The 19,560-nt window shown below is 65.6% G+C and carries 17 protein-coding genes; 15 read left to right on the top strand and 2 right to left on the bottom strand.

What is annotated here, in order from left to right; genetic code table 11:
• Positions 1-65: 65 nt before the first annotated feature.
• Entirely contained in the window at positions 66-2,723 is a 2,658-nt protein-coding gene (locus tag AC5PZ0_RS19450; RefSeq protein ID WP_493855537.1) for a LuxR C-terminal-related transcriptional regulator, read from the bottom strand.
• 452 nt (positions 2,724-3,175) lie between these two features.
• Between AC5PZ0_RS19450 and AC5PZ0_RS19445 the strand changes: the two genes are divergently transcribed.
• From AC5PZ0_RS19445 to AC5PZ0_RS19395, 11 genes are all read left to right on the top strand, one after another.
• Positions 3,176-4,225, top strand: coding sequence for a phosphotransferase family protein (locus tag AC5PZ0_RS19445; protein WP_493855536.1), 1,050 nt, complete (start codon positions 3,176-3,178; stop codon positions 4,223-4,225).
• Positions 4,222-4,587, top strand: coding sequence for a DUF6285 domain-containing protein (locus AC5PZ0_RS19440; RefSeq protein WP_493855535.1), 366 nt, complete (start codon positions 4,222-4,224; stop codon positions 4,585-4,587). The genes AC5PZ0_RS19445 and AC5PZ0_RS19440 overlap by 4 nt, the downstream gene beginning before the upstream one ends.
• Positions 4,580-5,290 (top strand): histidine phosphatase family protein, encoded by a 711-nt coding sequence (locus tag AC5PZ0_RS19435; protein ID WP_493855534.1) that lies wholly within the window; start codon positions 4,580-4,582, stop codon positions 5,288-5,290. The genes AC5PZ0_RS19440 and AC5PZ0_RS19435 overlap by 8 nt, the downstream gene beginning before the upstream one ends.
• A 27-nt stretch (positions 5,291-5,317) precedes the next feature.
• Positions 5,318-6,496, top strand: coding sequence for an acyl-CoA dehydrogenase family protein (locus AC5PZ0_RS19430; protein ID WP_493855533.1), 1,179 nt, complete (start codon positions 5,318-5,320; stop codon positions 6,494-6,496).
• A gap of 200 nt (positions 6,497-6,696) precedes the next feature.
• Positions 6,697-7,677, top strand: a complete 981-nt coding sequence (locus tag AC5PZ0_RS19425) for a quinone oxidoreductase family protein (protein ID WP_027596388.1) — start codon at positions 6,697-6,699, stop codon at positions 7,675-7,677.
• Positions 7,678-7,687: 10 nt separating this feature from the next.
• Positions 7,688-8,536: a TauD/TfdA dioxygenase family protein gene (locus tag AC5PZ0_RS19420; RefSeq protein WP_238211540.1), complete on the top strand. Its 849-nt coding sequence runs from the start codon at positions 7,688-7,690 to the stop codon at positions 8,534-8,536.
• A 29-nt stretch (positions 8,537-8,565) separates the two neighbouring features.
• Positions 8,566-9,618, top strand: coding sequence for a beta-keto acid cleavage family enzyme (locus tag AC5PZ0_RS19415; protein WP_493855532.1), 1,053 nt, complete (start codon positions 8,566-8,568; stop codon positions 9,616-9,618).
• 296 nt (positions 9,619-9,914) lie between these two features.
• Positions 9,915-11,249, top strand: coding sequence for an MFS transporter (locus tag AC5PZ0_RS19410; protein WP_493855531.1), 1,335 nt, complete (start codon positions 9,915-9,917; stop codon positions 11,247-11,249).
• A complete protein-coding gene (locus AC5PZ0_RS19405; protein WP_493855530.1) occupies positions 11,246-11,908 on the top strand; it encodes a DsbA family oxidoreductase in 663 nt (220 codons plus the stop codon). The genes AC5PZ0_RS19410 and AC5PZ0_RS19405 overlap by 4 nt, the downstream gene beginning before the upstream one ends.
• The gene (locus AC5PZ0_RS19400) at positions 11,905-12,231 is read left to right on the top strand and encodes a Rieske (2Fe-2S) protein (RefSeq protein ID WP_493855529.1); all 327 of its coding nucleotides are present in this window, start codon (positions 11,905-11,907) and stop codon (positions 12,229-12,231) included. Before AC5PZ0_RS19405 ends, AC5PZ0_RS19400 begins: the two co-directional genes overlap by 4 nt.
• Complete coding sequence (locus AC5PZ0_RS19395; protein WP_493855528.1) at positions 12,228-13,238, top strand: YeiH family protein; 1,011 nt, start codon at positions 12,228-12,230, stop codon at positions 13,236-13,238. Before AC5PZ0_RS19400 ends, AC5PZ0_RS19395 begins: the two co-directional genes overlap by 4 nt.
• A 10-nt stretch (positions 13,239-13,248) precedes the next feature.
• On the opposite strand, the gene AC5PZ0_RS19390 is transcribed toward AC5PZ0_RS19395, so the two are convergent.
• Complete coding sequence (locus AC5PZ0_RS19390) at positions 13,249-14,304, bottom strand: AraC family transcriptional regulator (protein ID WP_493855527.1); 1,056 nt, start codon at positions 14,302-14,304, stop codon at positions 13,249-13,251.
• Between the two features lie 258 nt (positions 14,305-14,562).
• Here AC5PZ0_RS19390 and AC5PZ0_RS19385 point away from each other — a divergent pair, with 258 nt between their 5' ends.
• From AC5PZ0_RS19385 to AC5PZ0_RS19370, 4 genes are all read left to right on the top strand, one after another.
• A complete protein-coding gene (locus tag AC5PZ0_RS19385) occupies positions 14,563-15,129 on the top strand; it encodes an RBBP9/YdeN family alpha/beta hydrolase (RefSeq protein WP_454243535.1) in 567 nt (188 codons plus the stop codon).
• 31 nt (positions 15,130-15,160) lie between these two features.
• Positions 15,161-17,026, top strand: a complete 1,866-nt coding sequence (locus tag AC5PZ0_RS19380) for a DUF1302 domain-containing protein (protein WP_493855526.1) — start codon at positions 15,161-15,163, stop codon at positions 17,024-17,026.
• 32 nt (positions 17,027-17,058) lie between these two features.
• On the top strand, positions 17,059-18,417 hold the full coding sequence (locus AC5PZ0_RS19375) for a DUF1329 domain-containing protein (protein WP_099453819.1): 1,359 nt from the start codon (positions 17,059-17,061) through the stop codon (positions 18,415-18,417).
• A 64-nt stretch (positions 18,418-18,481) separates the two neighbouring features.
• Positions 18,482-19,558 (top strand): WD40/YVTN/BNR-like repeat-containing protein, encoded by a 1,077-nt coding sequence (locus AC5PZ0_RS19370; protein ID WP_493855525.1) that lies wholly within the window; start codon positions 18,482-18,484, stop codon positions 19,556-19,558.
• Positions 19,559-19,560: the final 2 nt, after the last annotated feature.

Genomic DNA, 19,560 nt, shown 5'->3' with positions numbered 1-19,560 from the left:
CCGCGCGGCGCGTCCACCCCCCCGGTGGAATGGGGGGTGGAATCGGCGTGGCGTGCGGGTGGAGATCAGTTCAGCAATTGCAATTCGCGCGCTGAGCACAAGGCGCTGTCGCGGTCGGCCACGTCGAGTTTGCGGAACAGGTTGTTGATGTGGGTCTTGACCGTGCTCAGGCTGATGAACATCGCCTCGGCAATCTGCCCGTTGCTCTGCCCGCGTGCCATGCGTTGCAGCACCTCCAGTTCACGACGCGACAGCGGCACGATCAACGCGCTGTCGGTGCTGTCTCGCCCTGCCAGCAGGGGGCGGAACAGGGCATTGAGGCGCTCGCGTGACGGTGGCGGGGCCGCCAGGGCCAGGCGCTCGCGAACCTGTGGCAGCAGCAATGTGCGCAAGGGTTCAAGGCACGCTTCGCCTTCGTATTGCAACAGTTGCCCGAAGCCGTATTCACACGCCAGTTGCAAGGCCTGTTCGAGGCTGTGCAGGGCCTGGTCGTGGGCGCCCCGGTCCTGGTGCAGGGCTGCGTCGAGCAACAGGGTGTCGAGCAAGAGGCGGCGGTTGGTGTTCGCTTCGGCCTGGGTGTGCAGTGTCGCCTGGATCTGCCGCGCCTTGTCGCGCTGCCCCAGGTGGCGCTGCACCCAGGCATAGGCCAGCCACTCTTCAGGCAGCAACTGCTGGTCATACTGGCGGCTGCACCAGTGCCACTGGTCAAGCCAGCCGGGCAGGTAGTCGGTGTCGTTGTCACGCAGCGCCAGGCGCGCCAGCCAGGCCCCGGCCTGGCGGTACAGGGTGAACAGGCGGAACTGCAAGGCCAGCCGGCGCACTTCTTGCCAGCGCGCCTTGGCCTGGGCGGTCTCGCCCAGCGCCCAGTGCAGGCAGGCCTGGTGGTGGAACACCCAGGGCAGCGCGGCGCTGTGCGGGAAGCCCAGCGCCAGTACTTCTGCCTGGGCCAGGGCGTGGCGCGCCTGGCTCAGCTGGTTGGCTTGCAGCAGGGCCAGGCCTTTGCCCAAGTGGCGGAACAGCTCATAGAAACGCCCCGAACTGCCGGCAGCGGGCTGCTCGGCCATGCCTTGCAGGCGTTCCCAGGCCGCTTCGCTGGCGCCTTGGGCCAGTTCGATCTGGCCCAGCAGCAGTTGCAGCAAGTTGGTATAGCCGCTCAGCCCGAAGCCTTGCAGTTCGACCAGGGCGCGGCTGGCTTCGGCGTGGGCCGGTTGCAGTTCACCCAAGGCCGCCAGGCAGTTGGCCCGGTCGAAATACAGCACCGAGCGCGCGGCGTTATGCTGCCCAAATTGCTGCAATGCACGCGCAGCCAAGGCCAAGCCGTGCGCCAAGTTGCCGCCCAGGTAGGCCAGGCGGCTACGCAGGAACATCACCGTCTGCTGCACCCGCTCGGGGTGGCGCGGCACAGCGTGGCGGCGCTGCAGGGCATACAGCTGGTGCAGGCACTGGCAGGCCTGGGCGATGTCGTTGGTGACCATCACCGTGGAGGCTTCGGTCACGGCCAGGGTGAAGCTGTCGTTGCCGGCATGGCCGGCCACCTCGTCGAGCACATCGACCAGGGTGTTGACCTTACCTTCGCGCAACAGCTCGAAGCCATGCCGGTCGACGATGCCGAGCACGGCGTCCAGGTCCCTGGCCCGGCCGAACTGGTAGATCGCCTCGGTGAAGCGGCGCTGCGCCAGCAGCCAGTTCGCGGCTTGGCGGTGCAGTTGCCGCAGGCGCTGCGGGTCGCGTTGTTCGAGGCGTTGGTAAAGGCTGTTGCGCAGGGCAGGGTGGTAGCGGTATTCGGCGTGGCTGGCCTGGGGCATTTCGATGATCAGGTCCAGCCGCTGCAATTGGCGCAGCGCCGCCGTCACATCGGTATCGGTGGCCAATTCACCCGCCAGCCCCGCATCGAACACCTGGGCCACGGCGGTGTGTTCAAGAAAGCCGCGCAAGGCGGTGGGCAAGCGCTGCAGGCGTTCTTCTTCCAGAAACTGCCGGGCATGGGCGTAGGCCTGACGCGTGATCGGGCGCAGGTCGCCGGGCGGCTGGCCGGTGCTCTGCAGCGCTTCGCGGTAGGCCTCGAACCAGAACAGCACGCCGCTGGGCCAGCCCTCGCTGCCGGCGCGCAGTTGGTACAGCGCGTCGCTGCCCAGGCGGACGTCACGGGCCAGTGCCAGCTGGCCGGTCTCTTCGCTGTCCAGGGCCAGTTCACGCGCGCTTAGCACGGCCAGCCGGCCGTCGCGGCGCAGGTGGGCCAGGGGTAACGCCGGCGGGCCTTCGCTGGCGGCGAGCAGGCGCAGTGCTGGCGGCGGGTCGTGCAGTAGGGTGTCGAGGTACTGCCAGGCCTGGGCGGCGTTGAGCAGGTGCAGGTCGTCGAGCAGTAACGTCACCGGGGCCTGGCGGGCTTCGAGGTCGGCGAGGATGTGGCTCCACAGCTGTTCGGCCTGGGGGGACTCGCGGTGTGACGCCGGCAACTGAAGGGCGGCGTGCAGGTGCAGCAGCAGGGCCAGGGGCTGGTTTTCGGCGCGGGTCAGGCGCAGCCATGCAAAGGGGCTGGTGAGGCGGCGGGCGAACTGGGCGAGCAGGGTGCTTTTGCCGTAGCCCAAGGGCGCTTGCAGGAGGATGACAGCGCCGTCGTCCAGCGCGCTGGCCAGGTGGTCGAGCAACCGGGTGCGCTGTAAGGCCCTGGGTGGTTCGGCGGGTGGGCGCAGCTGGTTGGGTTTGAGCGCGGGAAGGTGCATGGCGAGCAGTGCTCCGTCGGGTCAGCCAGGTATCGTAGGGGGTGGTGGGTGTTTGTCACAACATTTTTGGCGCCTGGGAGATCGAGCGCCGCCCGCGCGGCGCTTCGCAGCACAAGGCTGCTCCTACATTTTTCTCGGGCCAATTATTCCTAAGGCGGTCGCGCGCAAATCTCACAGGCCTCACTGGCCCGAAACAGATGTGGGAGCAGCCTTGTGCTGCGAAGCGCCGCGCGGGCGGCGCTCGATCTCCCAGGCGCTGCAAATGTTGTGGCGAACACATCAGCCCTGAACAACCCGTTCAAATTTGAACCGCCCCGGTCAAATCCGCCATGAAATCAAGCCAAAAAATCGAAATAACCCATTGATTAATAACAAATAATAAAACCAAAAAACGACCTGGCAATCATCTTGCAATCGGCTAGTCCACGAACGACCAGCCAATTGGACCCACCATGCCCATCACCCATCCCGCGCTCCCCCCCAGCGCACGCATCGACATCCCAGACGCCCATTCACAGCTCTCTACCTACCTACAAAACCAACTCGACAGCCACCCCGTAACCCTCACCCGCAGCGAGCGATTGTCAGGCGGTGCCATCCAGGAAAACTGGCTGCTCGAGGCCGAAGTCGCAGGCCAACCACAGCGTTGGGTACTGCGCACCGACGCCGCTTCCGCAGTAGCCGCCAGCATGACCCGCGAGCAGGAGTTCGCGGTGCTCGACGTGGTCCACCAAGCCGGTGTCAACGTACCCAAGCCCCTTTGGCTGTGCCAGGACCCGCAGGTCATCGGCCGCGACTTTTTCATCATGCAGGCGCTGGCCGGCACTGCCAGTGGCCACCGCCTGACGTCCGCACAAGACGCGCCCCAGGGCAACCCGGCACTGTGCCGGCAGTTGGGCGCCAACCTGGCGCGCCTGCATCAGGTACGCCCGCCGCAGCAGGCGCTGGCGTTTCTGCCCGCCGCTGCACCCGACACGGTGCAAGCCAGCGTCGACCAGTACCGCCAGTTTCTGGATGCCTTGCCAGGCAGCCACCCGGTGCTGGAGTGGGGCTTGCGCTGGTGTGAGCTGAACAAGCCTGCGCCCTTGCCCACGTGCCTGCTGCACCGCGACTACCGCACCGGCAACTACATGGTCGAGGCCGGTGCACTGACCGGCGTACTGGATTGGGAGTTCGCTGGCTGGGGTGACCCGCGTGAAGACCTGGGCTGGTTCACTGCGCGCTGCTGGCGCTTCGGCCGGCCGGACCTGGAGGCGGGCGGCATCGGCCATCTGCAGGACTTGCTCGCCGGATACCGCAGCGTGTCGGCGCTGGAACTGGACAGCCAGGCGCTGCGCTTCTGGCAGGTCATGGCCCACCTGCGCTGGGCGGTAATCGCCCTGCAGCAGGCCGAACGCCATGTGTCTGGCCAGCAACGCTCGCTGGAGCTGGCGCTGACCGGGCGGATGGTCAGCGAACTCGAACAGGAAATCCTCTTGCTCACCTGTGGAGGCCACGCATGAACCAGCCCGATGCCCGCGACCTGCTTGTGACGGCGCGCGACACCCTGCTCACCCATTTACTGCCGGCGTTGCCGAAAGTGTTGCAATATCAAGGTCGGATGGTTGCCAGCGCCATGTTGATCGCCAGCCGCGAACTGGCGCAGGCGGCGGACTGTGCCGAGGTCGAGCGCCAGGCCCTGGCAGCCTTGCTGACGCAGCACTGCCAGGCAGCGACGGGGCTTGAACAGGCCCGTGCGTTGCTGGCGCGGCGCATTCGCCAAGGCGCCTACGATCAGGACCCAACACGTTTACTGGCGGCGCTGCGGGCGATCAACCGGGCGCAGTTGAGCATCAGCAACCCGAAGGTGCTGGCCCATGACTGACCAGCCCGCCCAGCGTCGCCGCTGCTACCTGGTTCGGCATGGCCATGTCGATTACTTCGACGCCGATGGCCGGCCCCTCGACCCGCGCCATGTACCGCTGTCCGCGCAAGGCGTGGCCCAGGCCCAGGCGTTGGGCCAGGTGCTGGCGCACACCCGGTTCGACCGGGCGGTGTGTTCGGACTACCCGCGCACCCGCCAGACCCTCGACCAACTGCTGGGCCCGCGCACCTTGGCGGTGGAGCAGCGCGCCGCCTTGCGCGAGGTGCGGGCCGGCCGCCTGCGGGAAATACCCCCAGGCTGCCTGCACCGCGAAGTGGCCCAGGCCTATCACCTGGCCGACCGCCCCGGCGCCGCCTTTTTGCGCGGCGAACCTTGGGTGGCGTTCCAGCAACGGGTGCTGGACAGCTTCCAGCAATTGCTGGCCGAGCCCGGCTGGACATCGTTGCTGCTGGTCAGCCACGACGCCGTCAACCGCATCCTCCTGGCCTGGGCCAGCGGCGCGGGGCTGGGCGGGCTGGCCGCCTTCGAACAAGACCCTGCTTGCCTGAACATCGTCGATATCGACATCGCCGGCACGCAAGCACAGCACGCGTTCATCCGCACCCTCAACTACACCCCGTACGACCCCGGCAAGGCCTCGATCGACAAAACCGTGATGGAGCACCTGCATGCCGCCATCGACCCGCGCCGCCTGCACGCCTGAGCCTTTCCCTCTACAAGGAACCCCACCATGCATTTCGCCCTTTCAGCCGAGCTGCTCGCCCTGCAAGCCAAGACCCGGCAGTTCATTGCCGAAAGCGTCATCCCCCTGGAGCACGACCGCCGCCAGACCGCCCACGGCCCCTCGCCCGAACTGCGCCAGGCGCTGCTCGATCGGGCCCGCGAGCACGGCCTGCTGACCCCGCATGCCGCGCGTGAAATGGGTGGCCTGGGCTTGAGCCATGTCGAGAAGGCGATCATTTTCGAGGAAGCGGGCTATTCGCCACTCGGCCCGTTGGCCCTGAACATCCACGCCCCGGACGAGGGCAACATCCACCTGTTGGAGCAGGTGGCCACGCCGGCGCAAAAAGACCGCTGGCTGCGGCCACTGGTGCAGGGCCATATCCGCTCGTGCTTCGCCATGACCGAGCCCAGCCCGGGCGCCGGCTCCGACCCCTCGATGCTGACCACCTTGGCCGTGCGTGACGGTGACGACTACATCATCAATGGCCAGAAATGGTTCATCACCGGGGCCGAAGGCGCGCAGCTGGCGATCATCATGGCGCGCATGGAAGACGGCAGCGCGACGATGTTCCTGACCGACACCGACCGCCCGGGCTTCATCTTGGAGCGCATGATGGACTCGCTGGACAGCTGCTTTGCCGGCGGCCATGCGGTGTTGCGTTTCGAAAACCTGCGGGTTCCGGCCAGCGATGTGCTCGGCGAAGTGGGCAAAGGCTTCCGTTACGCCCAGGTGCGCCTGGCGCCAGCGCGCCTGACCCACTGCATGCGCTGGCTGGGCCAGGCCCGCCGCGCCCATGACGAGGCCTGTGCCTACGCCAACCGCCGGGTCTCGTTCGGCAAGCCGCTGGGCGAGCACCAAGGGGTGGGCTTCATGCTCGCCGACAACGAGATAGACCTGCATGCCACGCGCCTGGCGATCTGGCATTGCGCCTGGGTGTTGGACCAGGGCGAGCGGGGTAACGTCGAGTCGAGCATGGCCAAGGTGCTTAGCTCGGAGGCGATCTGGCGGGTGATCGACCGCAGTGTGCAGGTGCTGGGCGGGCAGGGCGTTACCGGCGAGTCGATCGTCGAGCGGATCTTCCGCGATGCCCGCAGCTTCCGCATCTATGACGGCCCCAACGAAGTGCACCGGATGAGCCTGGCGAAAAAGATCCTCGCCCGCGCGGCCACGGGGGCCGCCAAATGAAGCACGACAGCTATCAGGACCAGGTAGCCATCGCCGTCGACGGCGGCCTTTCGGCGTTCTGAGCCCCTGCGCCAGGCGCGCTGTCATCAACTGTAAAACCGTTGTCGTCCGATGATAAGCGGCGCTTGGCACAACGGCCTAAATTGCCCCTCAAGACGCACTTTGTGTGCTCAACAACAATGACAAGAAGGGAGATTGGCATGGCCAAAGCGGTACGTTTCTACGAAACCGGAGGGCCTGAGGTCCTGCGTTACGAAGACGTCGACGTCGGCGAGCCCGGCCCTGGGCAGGTGCGCTTGCGCCATGTGGCGGTTGGCCTGAACTACGCCGACACTTATTTTCGCAATGGCACCTACCCGATCCCGCTGGCCAACGGCATGGGCGTGGAAGCGTCGGGTGTGGTGCAGGCAGTAGGTGAGGGCGTCAGCCATGTGGTGGTCGGCGACCGAGTGACCTACACCGGCTTCCTCAACACCCTCGGCGCCTACAGCACCGAGCGCCTGATCCCCGCCGCGCCGTTGATCAAACTGCCGGAAACCATTTCCTTCGAGACGGCGGCCGCCATGACCATGCGCGGCCTGACGGCCTCGTACCTGATGCGCCGCCTGTACGACTTCAAGCCTGGGGACAGCATCCTGCTGCACGCGGCGGCGGGTGGCGTCGGCCTGATCGTTTCGCAGTGGGCCAAGCTGCTCGGCCTGACCGTGATCGGCACCGTCTCCACCGACGCCAAGGCGGCAGTCGCCCGCGCCCATGGCTGCGACCACACCATCAACTACAGCCACGAAGACGTCGCCCAGCGCGTGCGCGAGCTGACCGATGGCGTAGGCGTCAACGTGGTGTTCGACAGTGTCGGGCGCAACACCTTCATGGGCTCGCTGGACTCGCTCAAGCGCCGTGGCCTGATGGTGTGCGTGGGCACCGCGTCCGGCAAGATCGAACCGTTCGACCCGCAGTTGCTGGCGATCAAAGGCTCGTTGTTCATGACCCGGCCGGCCTTGGCCGACTACATCGCCGACCCGGCAGAGAAGACCCGCCTGGCCACCGAGCTGTTCGACCATGTCAGCAGCGGCCGCATCCGCATCGAGATCAACCAGCACTACGCCTTGCAGGATGCGGTGCAGGCGCACCGTGACCTGGAGTCGCGCAAGACCACCGGCTCGTCGATCTTCGTCATTTGAGGGCACTGCCATGCAAGTCGAACAACTGACCTGCGCCATCGGTGCCGAACTGGTCGGCGTCAGGCTGGCCGATGCCATTCACGATGACGGCCTGTTCGCTGAGATTCGCGCCCAGCTGCTCAAGCACCGGGTGCTGTTCTTGCGCGACCAGGCCATCAGCCGCGCCGAGCACGTGGCGTTCGCCCGTCGCTTCGGTGAGCTGGAGGATCACCCCGTCGCTGGCAGCGACCCGGAGCACCCGGGCCTGGTGCAAATCTACAAACGCCCCGACCAGCCGGCCGACCGTTACGAAAACGCCTGGCACACCGACGCCACCTGGCGCGAAGCCCCGCCAATGGGCTGCGTACTGCGCTGCGTGGAATGCCCGCCGGTGGGCGGCGACACCATGTGGGCGAACATGGTGCTGGCCTACGACAACCTGCCGGCCGAGATCAAGGCCCGCATCGAGGGCTTGCGCGCCCGCCACAGCATCGAGGCCAGCTTCGGCGCCGCCATGCCGACCGACAAGCGCCTGGCGCTCAAGGCCCGCTACCCCGATGCCGAGCACCCGGTAGTGCGCACCCACCCGGAAACCGGCGAGAAGGTGCTGTTTGTCAATGCCTTCGCCACCCACTTCACCAACTACCACACCCCCGAGCGCGTGCGCTTCGGCCAGGACGCCAACCCCGGCGCCGCCGACCTGCTGCGCTACCTGGTGAGCCAGGTGTACATCCCCGAGTACCAGGTGCGCTGGCGCTGGTCACCCAACAGCATCGCCATCTGGGACAACCGCAGCACCCAGCACTACGCCGTCATGGACTACCCGGCCTGCCACCGCAAGATGGAGCGAGCCGGGATCATGGGCGACAGCACTTTCTGAACAGACAAGAACAAGACTGAGGATCAGACATGCAATTCTTCGACGACTCGCTGCACCCGGAAAACATGGAAAAGGTAGTCATCACCGTGGCCCCCTATGGCCCCGAGTGGATGCCCGACGATTTCCCCCAGGACATTCCGGTGACCATGGACGAGCAGGTGCAAAAGGCAGTCGATTGCTACGAAGCCGGCGCCACTGTACTGCACCTGCATGTGCGTGAACTCGATGGCACCGGCTCCAAGCGCCTGTCCAAGTTCAACGAGCTGATCGCCGGGGTGCGTGAAGCGGTGCCGGACATGATCATCCAGGTCGGCGGCTCGATTTCGTTCGCGCCGGAAGGCGAGGGTGAAGCGGCCAAGTGGCTGAGCGACGACACCCGCCACATGCTGGCCGAGCTGACCCCAAAGCCTGACCAGGTGACGGTGGCGATCAACACCACCCAGATGAACATCATGGAGCTGCTGTACCCCGAATATCTGGAAGGTACATCGCTGGCCAACCCTGGGATCCAGGCCGCCTATAGTGAAATGACCGTGCCCGCCGGGCCGGCCTGGGTCGAGGAGCACCTGCGTCGGCTGCAGGCCAGCAATATCCAGCCGCATTTCCAGCTGACCGGCATGCATGCCCTGGAAACCCTCGAGCGCCTGGTGCGCAAGGGCGTTTACAAAGGCCCGCTGAACCTGACCTGGATCGGCATTGGTGGCGGTTTCGATGGCCCGAACCCGTTCAACTTCTTCAATTTTGTGCACCGTGCGCCGGATGGCTGCACCCTGACCGCAGAGTCGCTGCTCAAGAACGTGCTGCCGTTCAACACCATGGCCCTGGCCATGGGCTTGCACCCGCGCTGTGGTATCGAAGACACCATCATCGACCAGCACGGCAAGCCGTTCACCTCGGTGCAGCAGATCCAGCAGACCGTGCGCGTGGCGCATGAACTGGGGCGTGAAGTGGCCAATGGCAAGGAAGCCCGGGTGATCTACCGGATCGGCGAGCAGTACGCATCCGTCGAGGAAACCTTGCTGGCCAACGGCATGGCGCCGAACCGCCGGCCAGGCCAGAAGGGCGTGCCACAGCGCGCCTAAGGCACTGGCCTCACTCCCTTGTAGGAGCAGCCTTGTGCTGCGAAGAGGCCCGTGATTACTGCGAAGATTCGCGGTTCTGCCTCTTCGCAGCCTGTAGGAGCAGCCTTGTGCTGCGAAGAGGCCCGTGATTACTGCGAAGATTCGCGGTTCTTTCACCGGCCTCTTCGCAGCGCAAGGCTGCTCCTACAAGGCGCGCGCGTCTGACGCGAGGCGATGAGGCCAGCACCCGCAGCACAGATTTTGGCATTTGTTCATAACAACAAAAACAACCCAAGCCAGATACCCGAGGAGGCAGCATGGCCACCTATCACACCGGTGCGACGGACCCAGGCACGGATACATCACTGGGCATCCCCCGGCGCTATGCCTGGATCGTCTTTGCCCTGACCTTCGGCCTGTTGATCTCCGACTACATGTCGCGGCAGGTGCTCAACGCCGTGTTCCCCCTGTTGAAGCAGGAATGGCAGCTCAGCGACAGCCAGCTCGGCCTGCTCAGCGGCATCGTTGCCCTGATGGTCGGGCTGCTGACCTTTCCGCTGTCATTGCTCGCCGACCGCATCGGCCGCATCAAGAGCCTGACCTTCATGGCGGTGATGTGGAGCCTGGCCACGCTGGGCTGCGCAGTTGCCGAAAACTACCAGCAGATGTTCATCGCGCGCTTTCTGGTCGGTGTCGGCGAAGCTGCCTATGGCAGCGTCGGTATTGCCGTGGTGGTAGCGGTGTTCCCGCGTGAGATGCGTGCCACCTTGGCCGGGTCGTTCATGGCCGGTGGCATGTTCGGCTCGGTGCTGGGCATGGCCTTGGGCGGGGTGATGGCCCAGCACCTGGGTTGGCGCTGGGCGTTCGCCGGCATGGCGTTTTTCGGCCTGGCCCTGGCGCTGCTCTACCCGCTGATCGTGCGCGAGGCGCGCATTGCCCCGAAAAATCAGGCAAGCGCCACCGACAAGGCCGCCTTGAAGGCATTGCGCCCGCTGCGCACCCTCTATTCAAGCCGCTCGGTGATCAGTGCCTATGTCGGCAGCGGCTTGCAGCTGTTCGTCGGCGGCACGGTGATCGTCTGGATCCCCAGCTACCTGAACCGCTACTACGCCATGAGCACCGACCGGGCCGGCGCCGTGGCAGCAATCATCGTGCTGTGCAGCGGCGTCGGCATCGTGCTGTGCGGCATGTTGTGCGACCGCATGGGGCGCGATCGCCCTGATCGCAAGATCAGCCTGGCCATCGCCTACTGCCTGGGCAGCTGTGTGCTGCTATCAGTGGCCTTCGCCATGCCGGCGGGCCTGCCGCAACTGGTCCTGATCTGCCTGGGCATGATGATTGCCGCAGGCACCAATGGCCCGTCCAGTGCCATGGTCGCCAACCTGACCCACTACACGGTGCATGGCACGGCATTCGCCACCCTGACCCTGAGCAACAACCTGCTCGGCCTGGCCACAGGCCCGTTGATCACCGGCAAGGTATCCGACCTGATCGGCCTGCAAGCCGCCTTTCAACTGGTGCCGTTGATCAGCATCGCCGCCGCGGGGGTGTTCTTCTACGCCAAGCGCCACTACCACCCTGACATGGCGCGCCTGGCCTGTGGCAATAGCCCGCAAGCGCCTGTCGAGCCTGTACTGGAGGCCCGTACGTGAAGCATTCGCTGTCGATTGACGTGTATTTCGATTTCATCTGCCCGTGGTGCCTGATCGGCAAGCGGCAACTGCAAACCGCGCTGGCTCAGTTGCGCGAAGCCCGGCCCGAGGTCGAGGTCAACCTGGCCTGGCAAGGCGTGCAGCTGTTGCCCGACCTGCCCGCCACCGGCCAGCCGTTCGCCGAATTCTACCGCCGCCGCCTGGGCAGCGACGAGGCGGTGCGGCAACGCCAAGGGCAAGTGCAGGACGCTGCGCGTGCCGTGGGCGAGCTGATCGACTTCAGCCGGATCGCGCGCATGCCCAATACTGCCGACGCCCATCGCCTGCTGCTGCATGCGGTCGAACTGGGCAGCGAGCAACAGGTCGAGGCGCTACTGGAGCGGCTGTTTGCCGCGTATTTCCGCGAGGGCGAAGACTTGGGCGATCGCGACACCCTGTTGCGCATCGCCGAACAGTGCGGCTTTACGCCTGCCGCGCTGGCCGGGAGCCTGAGCGCTGATGGCCGGCCGTTCATCAGTGCCAACGCCGACATCGCCAGCAGGGGCGTGCCGTGTTTCGTCTTCGACGACCACCTGCGCGTGTTCGGTGCCCAACCGGCAGAACAACTGCTCGACGCCATGCACCTGGCGCTGTCGCGTTCGGCGGGGGTGCAGGCGTGAACGGGCGTATCGAGGTACCGGCCCAGCGCGTGCCCGGCGTCGGCGAGCGTGTGCTGTTCGAACACGGGGGCAAAAGCCTGGCGCTGTTCAATGTCGACGGGCGTTTGCTGGCCATCGACGACAGCTGCCCGCACCAGGGTTCATCGTTGTGCGCCGGGCAACTGGACGGCGCCGTGATCCAGTGCCGCGCCCATGGCCTGCGCTTTGACCTTGCCAGCGGCTACCTACTCAACTCCAAGGCACTCAAAGTGGCCAGCTACCCGGTGGAGGTGGAGGGCGACCAGGTCTTTATCGTCATCGCCGGCCAGGAGGAGGTGTCATGAGCACCCTTGCGCTTGCCCAGGTCAACCACCGCGCGCGGGAGTTGGCGCCGGGGCTTAGCGTCAGCCTGATTGCCGCTGGGGCGGCGAGCTTTCTGGCGGAGCATTATGGCGCGCCAGTCATGCTGTTTGCCCTGCTGATAGGCCTGGCGCTGAATTTTCTGGCCAGCGATGGCAAATGCAAAGCCGGCATCGAATTCACCGCACGCACGGTATTGCGCCTGGGCGTGGCATTGCTGGGCATGCGCATCACCCTGGAGCAGATGGCAGGCCTGGGCTGGAAGGCTGTCGCACTGGTGGTGATTCTGGTGGTGGTGACCATCGGCGTGTCGATGGTGGCGGCCAAGGCCCTGGGGTTCCAGCGCCTGTTCGGCATGCTCACCGGTGGCGCCACGGCGATCTGCGGCGCCTCGGCGGCGTTGGCGCTGGCCGCTGCGCTGCCCAGCCACCCGCAAAAAGAGCGGGCGACGCTGTTCACTGTGATCGGTGTGTCGGCGTTGTCGACCTTGGCGATGATCCTCTACCCAATGATCGCCAACGCGCTCGGCCTGTCGCCACAGGCTGCCGGGGTCTTTCTTGGCGCGACGATCCATGATGTCGCCCAGGTAGTGGGGGCGGGCTACAGCATGTCGCCCGAAACCGGCGACACCGCCACGGTGGTCAAGCTGATGCGCGTCGCCATGCTGGTGCCGGTGATTGTTGTCGCGGCCATGATCTCGCGCCGCCAGGGTACCGACACCGCAGGCAAGCGCCCGCCATTGCTGCCCTGGTTCGCGGTGGGGTTTCTGGCGCTGGCCTGCATCAACAGCACCGGTTGGGTGCCGTTGGCCGTGCAGGGTGGGGTCAACGAGCTGTCGCGCTGGTGCCTGGTGGTGTCGATCAGTGCCCTGGGCATGAAGACCCAGCTCAAGGAGCTGGCCGCCGTGGGCATCAAGCCGATTTTGCTGATGGTCGGCGAGACGGTGTTTTTGGTGGCGCTGGTGCTGGTGCTGTTGCGCTTCGGCTTGTAACACCACGCGCTCAGCGCGTGGTGACGGGCCCCTGGGCCGCGCTGCGGGCGCGTTTGAGTGGCGTGGGCAGGTCATGCTGAGTACGCCAGGTGGCCGGTGGCTGGCCGAACTGGCTGATGAACCAGCGGGTGAACGAACTGTGCATGGAATAGCCGAGCATGTCGGCGATACGCCCCAGCGAATAGCCGGGGCTTTCCAGGTAGCGCAGCACCAGGTCGCGGCGCACGCCATTGACCAGCTCGCTGAAGGTGGCGCCTTCTTCTTCCAGCCGGCGCTGCAAGGTGCGCACGTTCATGCCTTGGGTCTGGGCGATGTGTTCGATGGTGGCGCGGCCCATGGGCATCAGCAAAAAGATCGACTTGCGCACCTCGTGCACCAGAGAGGGGTTGCCGTCATCCTGCAGCGTACACACGTAGCGCTGGGCGAGCCGCGCCATGGCTTCGTTGGCCTGCGGGTTGGCCGTGTCCAGGTCGGAGGCCGAGCAGACGATGCCGTTGAAGTCGCTGTTGAACTCCAGCTTGCAGCCAAAAATGCGCCGGTGGATGGCCACGTCGGCAGGGGCGGCATGGGTGAAGTTGACGCTGATCGGGTGCCAGTGGGCGCCCAGCAGCGCTGAGCAGAAGCGGTGCATCACACCGATGGCCAGCTCGATGGCCTGGCGGCTGTGTATCGGCTGCTCGGTGATGACCTCCTGGCGGATGATCACCGTCTTGCCGGTTTCTTCGATGTGGATCGCCAGCGCATTGTTGAGCACATGGCGGTACTGCACGATCACCTGCAGCGCATCGCGCAGCGAATGCTGGTGGCTGATCAGCAGGCTGACCTCACCAAAATCCGACAACTGGCGCAGTTCGGCCATGCGCAGGCCGAAGGCTTCGCAGCCGCACAGCCGCGCCGATTCTTCAAGTACGCTGATGGCGGCAGCCACCGGGATGCGCTGGTCAGGCGCTTCGAGCAAGGACGCACTGAGGCCAGCCTGGGCCAGCAGGCCGTGGCCGTTGAGGCCCAGGTGGCGGGAAACTTCCAGGTAATTGGTGAGCGAAGCCGCTCGGGCGAGCACGGTCATATTGTTGTTTTCCACGTGTTCTTGATGGGCATCCCGCTGCGCTGGCGGGTAGTCACTTATAGCGCCTGTGTCATCAGATGCAAAGCCATTTTCCTGCCGTTGGTCGCCCGTGGCGAGGGGGCTGCGGGCGGCCGCGTCGGCCGTGTCATCAACTGAAAAATCCGTGACGCGCAATGTAAAGCGTGTGCCGGACCGACTCATTACTCTGGCCCTCAAGCAGTCGGCAATCGACCGAGTGAACAGAGCAAGGGCCCTGACATGGAAAAACTGCAAACCGCCGCCACCGTGCTGATCGTTCCCGGTCTGCGCGACCATGTACCTGAACACTGGCAGACCCTGTTGCAGGCGCGCCTGGCCAAGGTGCGTGCGGTGCCGCCACTGGAAACCGACAAGCTCAGTTGCACGGCACGGGTCGAAGCGATCGAGCGTGAGCTGGCGCAAATCGAGGGCCCGGTGATCCTGGTCGCGCACAGCGCCGGCGTGCTGATGGTGGCGCATTGGGCGGCGCGCTATCAGCGGCCGATCAAGGGCGCCTTGCTGGCCGCACCGCCAGACCTGCACAGCGATTGGCCGCAAGGCTATCCCACCCCGGATTCCCTGCGCGCCCAGGGTTGGGCGCCATTGCCAGGCGGCCCGCTGCCGTTCCCCAGCCTGGTAGCCGCCAGCAGCAACGACCACCTGGCCAGCCTGAGCGCAGTCGCCGGCCTGGCCACGCAGTGGGGCAGCGCGCTGGTCGAGCTCGGTGCCGTTGGCCACCTCAACCCTGCCTCGGGCTACGGCCCATGGCCCCAAGCCGAGGCCCTGATACAGCAACTCGACCGCTGAGCCGCGCCTAACCCCCACGCAGAGACATCGCATGAACAACAATAAAAACGTTCTCTTCTGCCTTCCCCGCCGTAACGTGATGGCTACGTTGCTGCTGTTCGCCGGTGCGCCGGCTGCCCAGGCATTCCAGCTGGACATCGCCAACCCCGACTGGAGCGTGCGCTTCGACAACACCGCCAAGCTCAGCTACGGCCAGCGGGTCGAAGGCGAAAACGCCAAGATCGCCCGCACCGCCAACCTCAATGACGGTGACAAGAACTTCAGTGTCGGCAGCGCGGTCACCCAGCGCCTCGACCTGCTCACCGAGCTGGATGTGGTCTATCAGAACACCATGGGCATGCGCGTCAGTGCGGCCAGCTGGTACGACCATGCCTATGACGACGTGGGGTCCAATTCCAACCCGTTCCCCGGCCAAGCGGTTAACGCTGGCAACCTGGTGCTGGCACGCCCGGCCGGTGGCTTGCCGGCGGGTACCGTGCTGGCCGGTGGCCCAGCACGCCACCATGGCCTGAGCCGTTACAGCGACCGTTACTACAACGGGCCGTCGGGCGAGTTTCTGGATGCCTTCGTGTTCTACAACACCGAAATCGGCGACGAGTCGATGCTGAGCGGCAAGCTGGGCTGGCACTCGGTGTACTGGGGCGAGACCCTGTTCAACGCCGCCAACGGCATCAACTATGGCCAGTCGGCCCTGGACCTGGCCAAGCTGTACAACGTGCCGGGTACCGAAACCAAAGAACTGTTCCTGCCGCGCAAGCAGTTGTCGCTGAGCTACACGGTCAACCCTGAACTGACCCTGGCGGCGCAGTACTTCCTCGAGTTCGAGAACTCGCGCCTGCCCGAAGGCGGTACCTACATGGGTGCCTATGACATGCTGGGCGACGGCGGTGAGATTTTCTGGCTGCCGGTGCCCAATGCCGTCGGCGGTGCCGGTGCCTTCTACGGCGCGCCGCGCGGGCATGACATTCGCCCCCACAACACGGGTGACTTCGGCCTGATGGCCAAGTGGAGCCCGGAATGGCTCGACGGCACCCTGGGCTTCTACTACCGCAACACCTCCGACCCGACCCCGGCGGTGCTGATCAACGCCCCCAACCTGCACACCGGCAGCCTGGCCGGCAGCAGCTACATGGCCGCTTACGCAGACGATATCGACATCTACGGCATCAGCCTGGCGAAGAGCGTCGGCCCGGTCAGCGTGGGGTTGGACGTCAACTACCGCGAGAACATGCCGCTGATCAGCAACTTCAGCACCATCAACGGGCCGCTGTACGAGGCCTTGGCCGGCACCGCCGGCGGCACCAACCTGATCGGCGAGGTGCCAGGCCACGGTGAAACCGGGCTGGCCCGCGGCAAGACCTTCCATGTGGTGCTCAATGGCCTGGTGTCGTTTGGTGCCACGCCGCTGTGGAATGCATCGTCGTTGGCCGTGGAGGGCGCGATGACCCACCTGGTCAGCGTCGACAAGGGTGAGCAGACCTTCAAGGGCGACTCCACCTACCACGGCGTCGATAAAGTCACCACCAACGCCTACACCCTGGCGGTCAACTTCACCCCGACCTGGTTCCAGGCGCTGCCGGGGGTCGATGTGTCGATGCCGCTGTCCTACAACGTCGGCCTCAAGGGCAACTCGGCCATCCAGCTGGGCGGTAACGAGGACTCTGGCAGCTATTCGGTGGGGATCGCCGCCGATGTCTACCAAAAATACAAATTTGACCTGAAGTACGTCGACTCCTTCGGCAAGTTCGATACCTGCTCGAGCGGTACCGACAACAACACCCCAGGCACCAACGGGCGCTACCAGTGCATCCCCGGGCAGATCACGTCGCAGGCCGGCCTGGCGCCGCTGCTCAAGGACCGCGGCATGGTCACTGCCTCGTTCAAGACCACCTTCTGAAACTCCATTACAACAACAAGCGGAGAAACCTGATGAAGTATCTCAATAGCCTGCTGTCGGCCTCGCTTGCGGTCGTTATCGCCGGGGGCGCCCAAGCGGCCGCCCCGGCCCAGGATGTCGCCCGGCTGGGCAAGGACCTGACCGCGGTGGGTGCTGACAAGGCGGGCAACGCCGACGGTTCGATCCCGGCCTACCAGGGCGGCCTGAACACCCCGCCCGCTGGCTTCAAGCAAGGCGATACCCTGCGCCCCGACCCCTTTGCCACTGAAAAGCCGCTGCTGGTGATCGACGGCAAAAACGTCGACCAGTACAAGGACGCGCTGACCGCCACCACCGTGGAGCTGGCCAAGCGCTTCCCCACTTTCCACATCGACGTCTACCCCAGCCACCGCACTGCCGCGTTGCCCAAGGCACTGCTCGACAACACCCTGAAGAACGCCGCCAATGCCAAGTCCCTACAGGACGGCATGGCCATCGAAAATGTCCTGCCCGGCGTGCCGTTCCCGGTGCCGCAATCGGGTGCCGAGGCTATGTGGAACCACCTGCTGCGCTACCAAGGCGTGGCGCAGAAGGCCAAGTACGACTCCTGGAACGTCGACGCTGCCGGTGTCGCGGCCCTGGCGACCACGGGCCTGGCCTACAACGCCTACCCGATCTACGAAGACCTGAACAAGGTCATCGAAGCCAAGGACATCTACTTCCAGACCAAGCTGTACTTCGAAGGCCCGGCGCGCCGTGCCGGTGAGTCGATGATGCTCAAGGACGCCGCCAACCCGCTGGTGCAAGAACGTCGCGCCTGGCAGTACCTGCCGGGGCAGCGCCGTGTGAAGCTGGCGCCGAACCTGGCCTACGACACCCCCAACCCGGGCACCGCCGGCTCGGGCACGTTCGATGACGTGTACGTGTTCAACGGCGCGTTGGACCGCTACGACTGGCACCTGGTAGGCAAGCGCGAGATGTACGTGCCGTACAACACCTACCGGCTGACCTACATCCACGACCCGAAAACCCTGACCACGCCGAACCACCTGGCGCCTGACCAGGTGCGTTGGGAGAAGCACCGCGTGTGGGTAGTGGAAGGCACGCTCAAGGGCAATGCGCGGCACATCTATGCCAAGCGCCGCTTCTACCTCGACGAGGACAGCTGGTTCGCCCTGGCCTCCGACCAGTACGACGCCCGTGGCCAGCTGTATCGCGGCTCGTTCAGCTTCTTCACGCAGAGCTACGACGTGCAGATCCCCAACAACAACCCGCATGTGGTCTACGACCTGGTGGGTGGCAGCTACAACGTCAATGGCCTGATCGGCCCGCACGGCGGTATCGAGTACATCGCCCCTCTGTCCAAGGCGCAGTGGTCGCCGGAAGCCCTGGCCGGCGCCGGTATTCGCTGACCCCGACGATCAGCCTGCCGGCTGGCCACAGGTGGCCGCCGGCAGGGTTTGCAGAGGATGTGGCATGGCTACTTTGAACACGTTTACGCCGTTGGCGCTGGCCGTCGCGCTCACCTTGGGCGGCGCTTGCGGTGGGGCCCAGGCGGCCTATGTCGATGTATTGGACTTGCCGGCCAAAACCAGTGCGTTGGTGGTGCACAGTGCGCTGCGCGATGTAGCACTGGCCGGTGAGCGACTGGTCGCGGTAGGGCCGCGTGGCCATATCGTGTATTCCGACAACCAGGGCCAGGATTGGCACCAGGCCAGCGTGCCGGTCAGTGCCGACCTTAATGCCCTGGCGTTCCCCACAGCCCTGGAAGGTTGGGCGGTGGGCAACGATGGGGTGATCCTGCACAGCCGTGACGGCGGCGCCAACTGGGCGGTGCAGCTCGATGGCCGGCAGATTGGCGCTTTGGTGGCGGCCCATTACCAGGCCTTGGCCAAGGCCCATCCCGAGGACGCGCAATGGGCGCAGTTCGCCGCCGAGGGCCAGCGCCTGGAGCAGGAGGGCGCCGACAAGCCGTTGCTCGGTGTGTGGTTCGCCGACGCCCGCCACGGCTACGCGGTGGGGGTGTTCAACCTGATCCTGCGCACCGACGACGGCGGCAGCACCTGGGTGCCGATGCAAGACCGCACCGACAACCCGCAAGGCTTTCACCTGAATGCGATCCGCGCCGTTGGCGATGCGCTGTACCTGGTTGGCGAACAGGGCCTGCTGCTGAAGTGGGATGCCGGCCAGCAGCGCTTCGTCGCCTTGCCCAGCCCCTACCCAGGTACTTGGTTTGGCGTGTTCGGCAAGCCTGGCGAGGTGCTCGCCTATGGCCTGCGCGGCCATGTGGCACGCAGCCTCGATGGCGGGCAGAGCTGGGCCAAGGTGGACACCGGGGTGACCCAGAGCATCACCGCCGCCAGCCTCGACAGCCACGGTGACTACTGGCTGTTCAGCCAGGGCGGGCAGGTGCTGCGCAGCCGCGACGGCGGCCTGAGCTTTGCCGTGCAACCGCAGGTGCCGCCGGCACCGGTGGCCGGCGCCCTGCAGACCGGCGCAAATGCCACCGTGCTGGTAGGCGAGCGCGGTGTACGCGTGCTGCCCGCCCGATAAGC

This window comes from Pseudomonas sp. 5.2, from assembly GCF_059025405.1.
The sequence above is the reverse complement of the archived record's forward strand: the minus strand, read 5'-3'. Positions and strand labels throughout refer to the sequence as shown.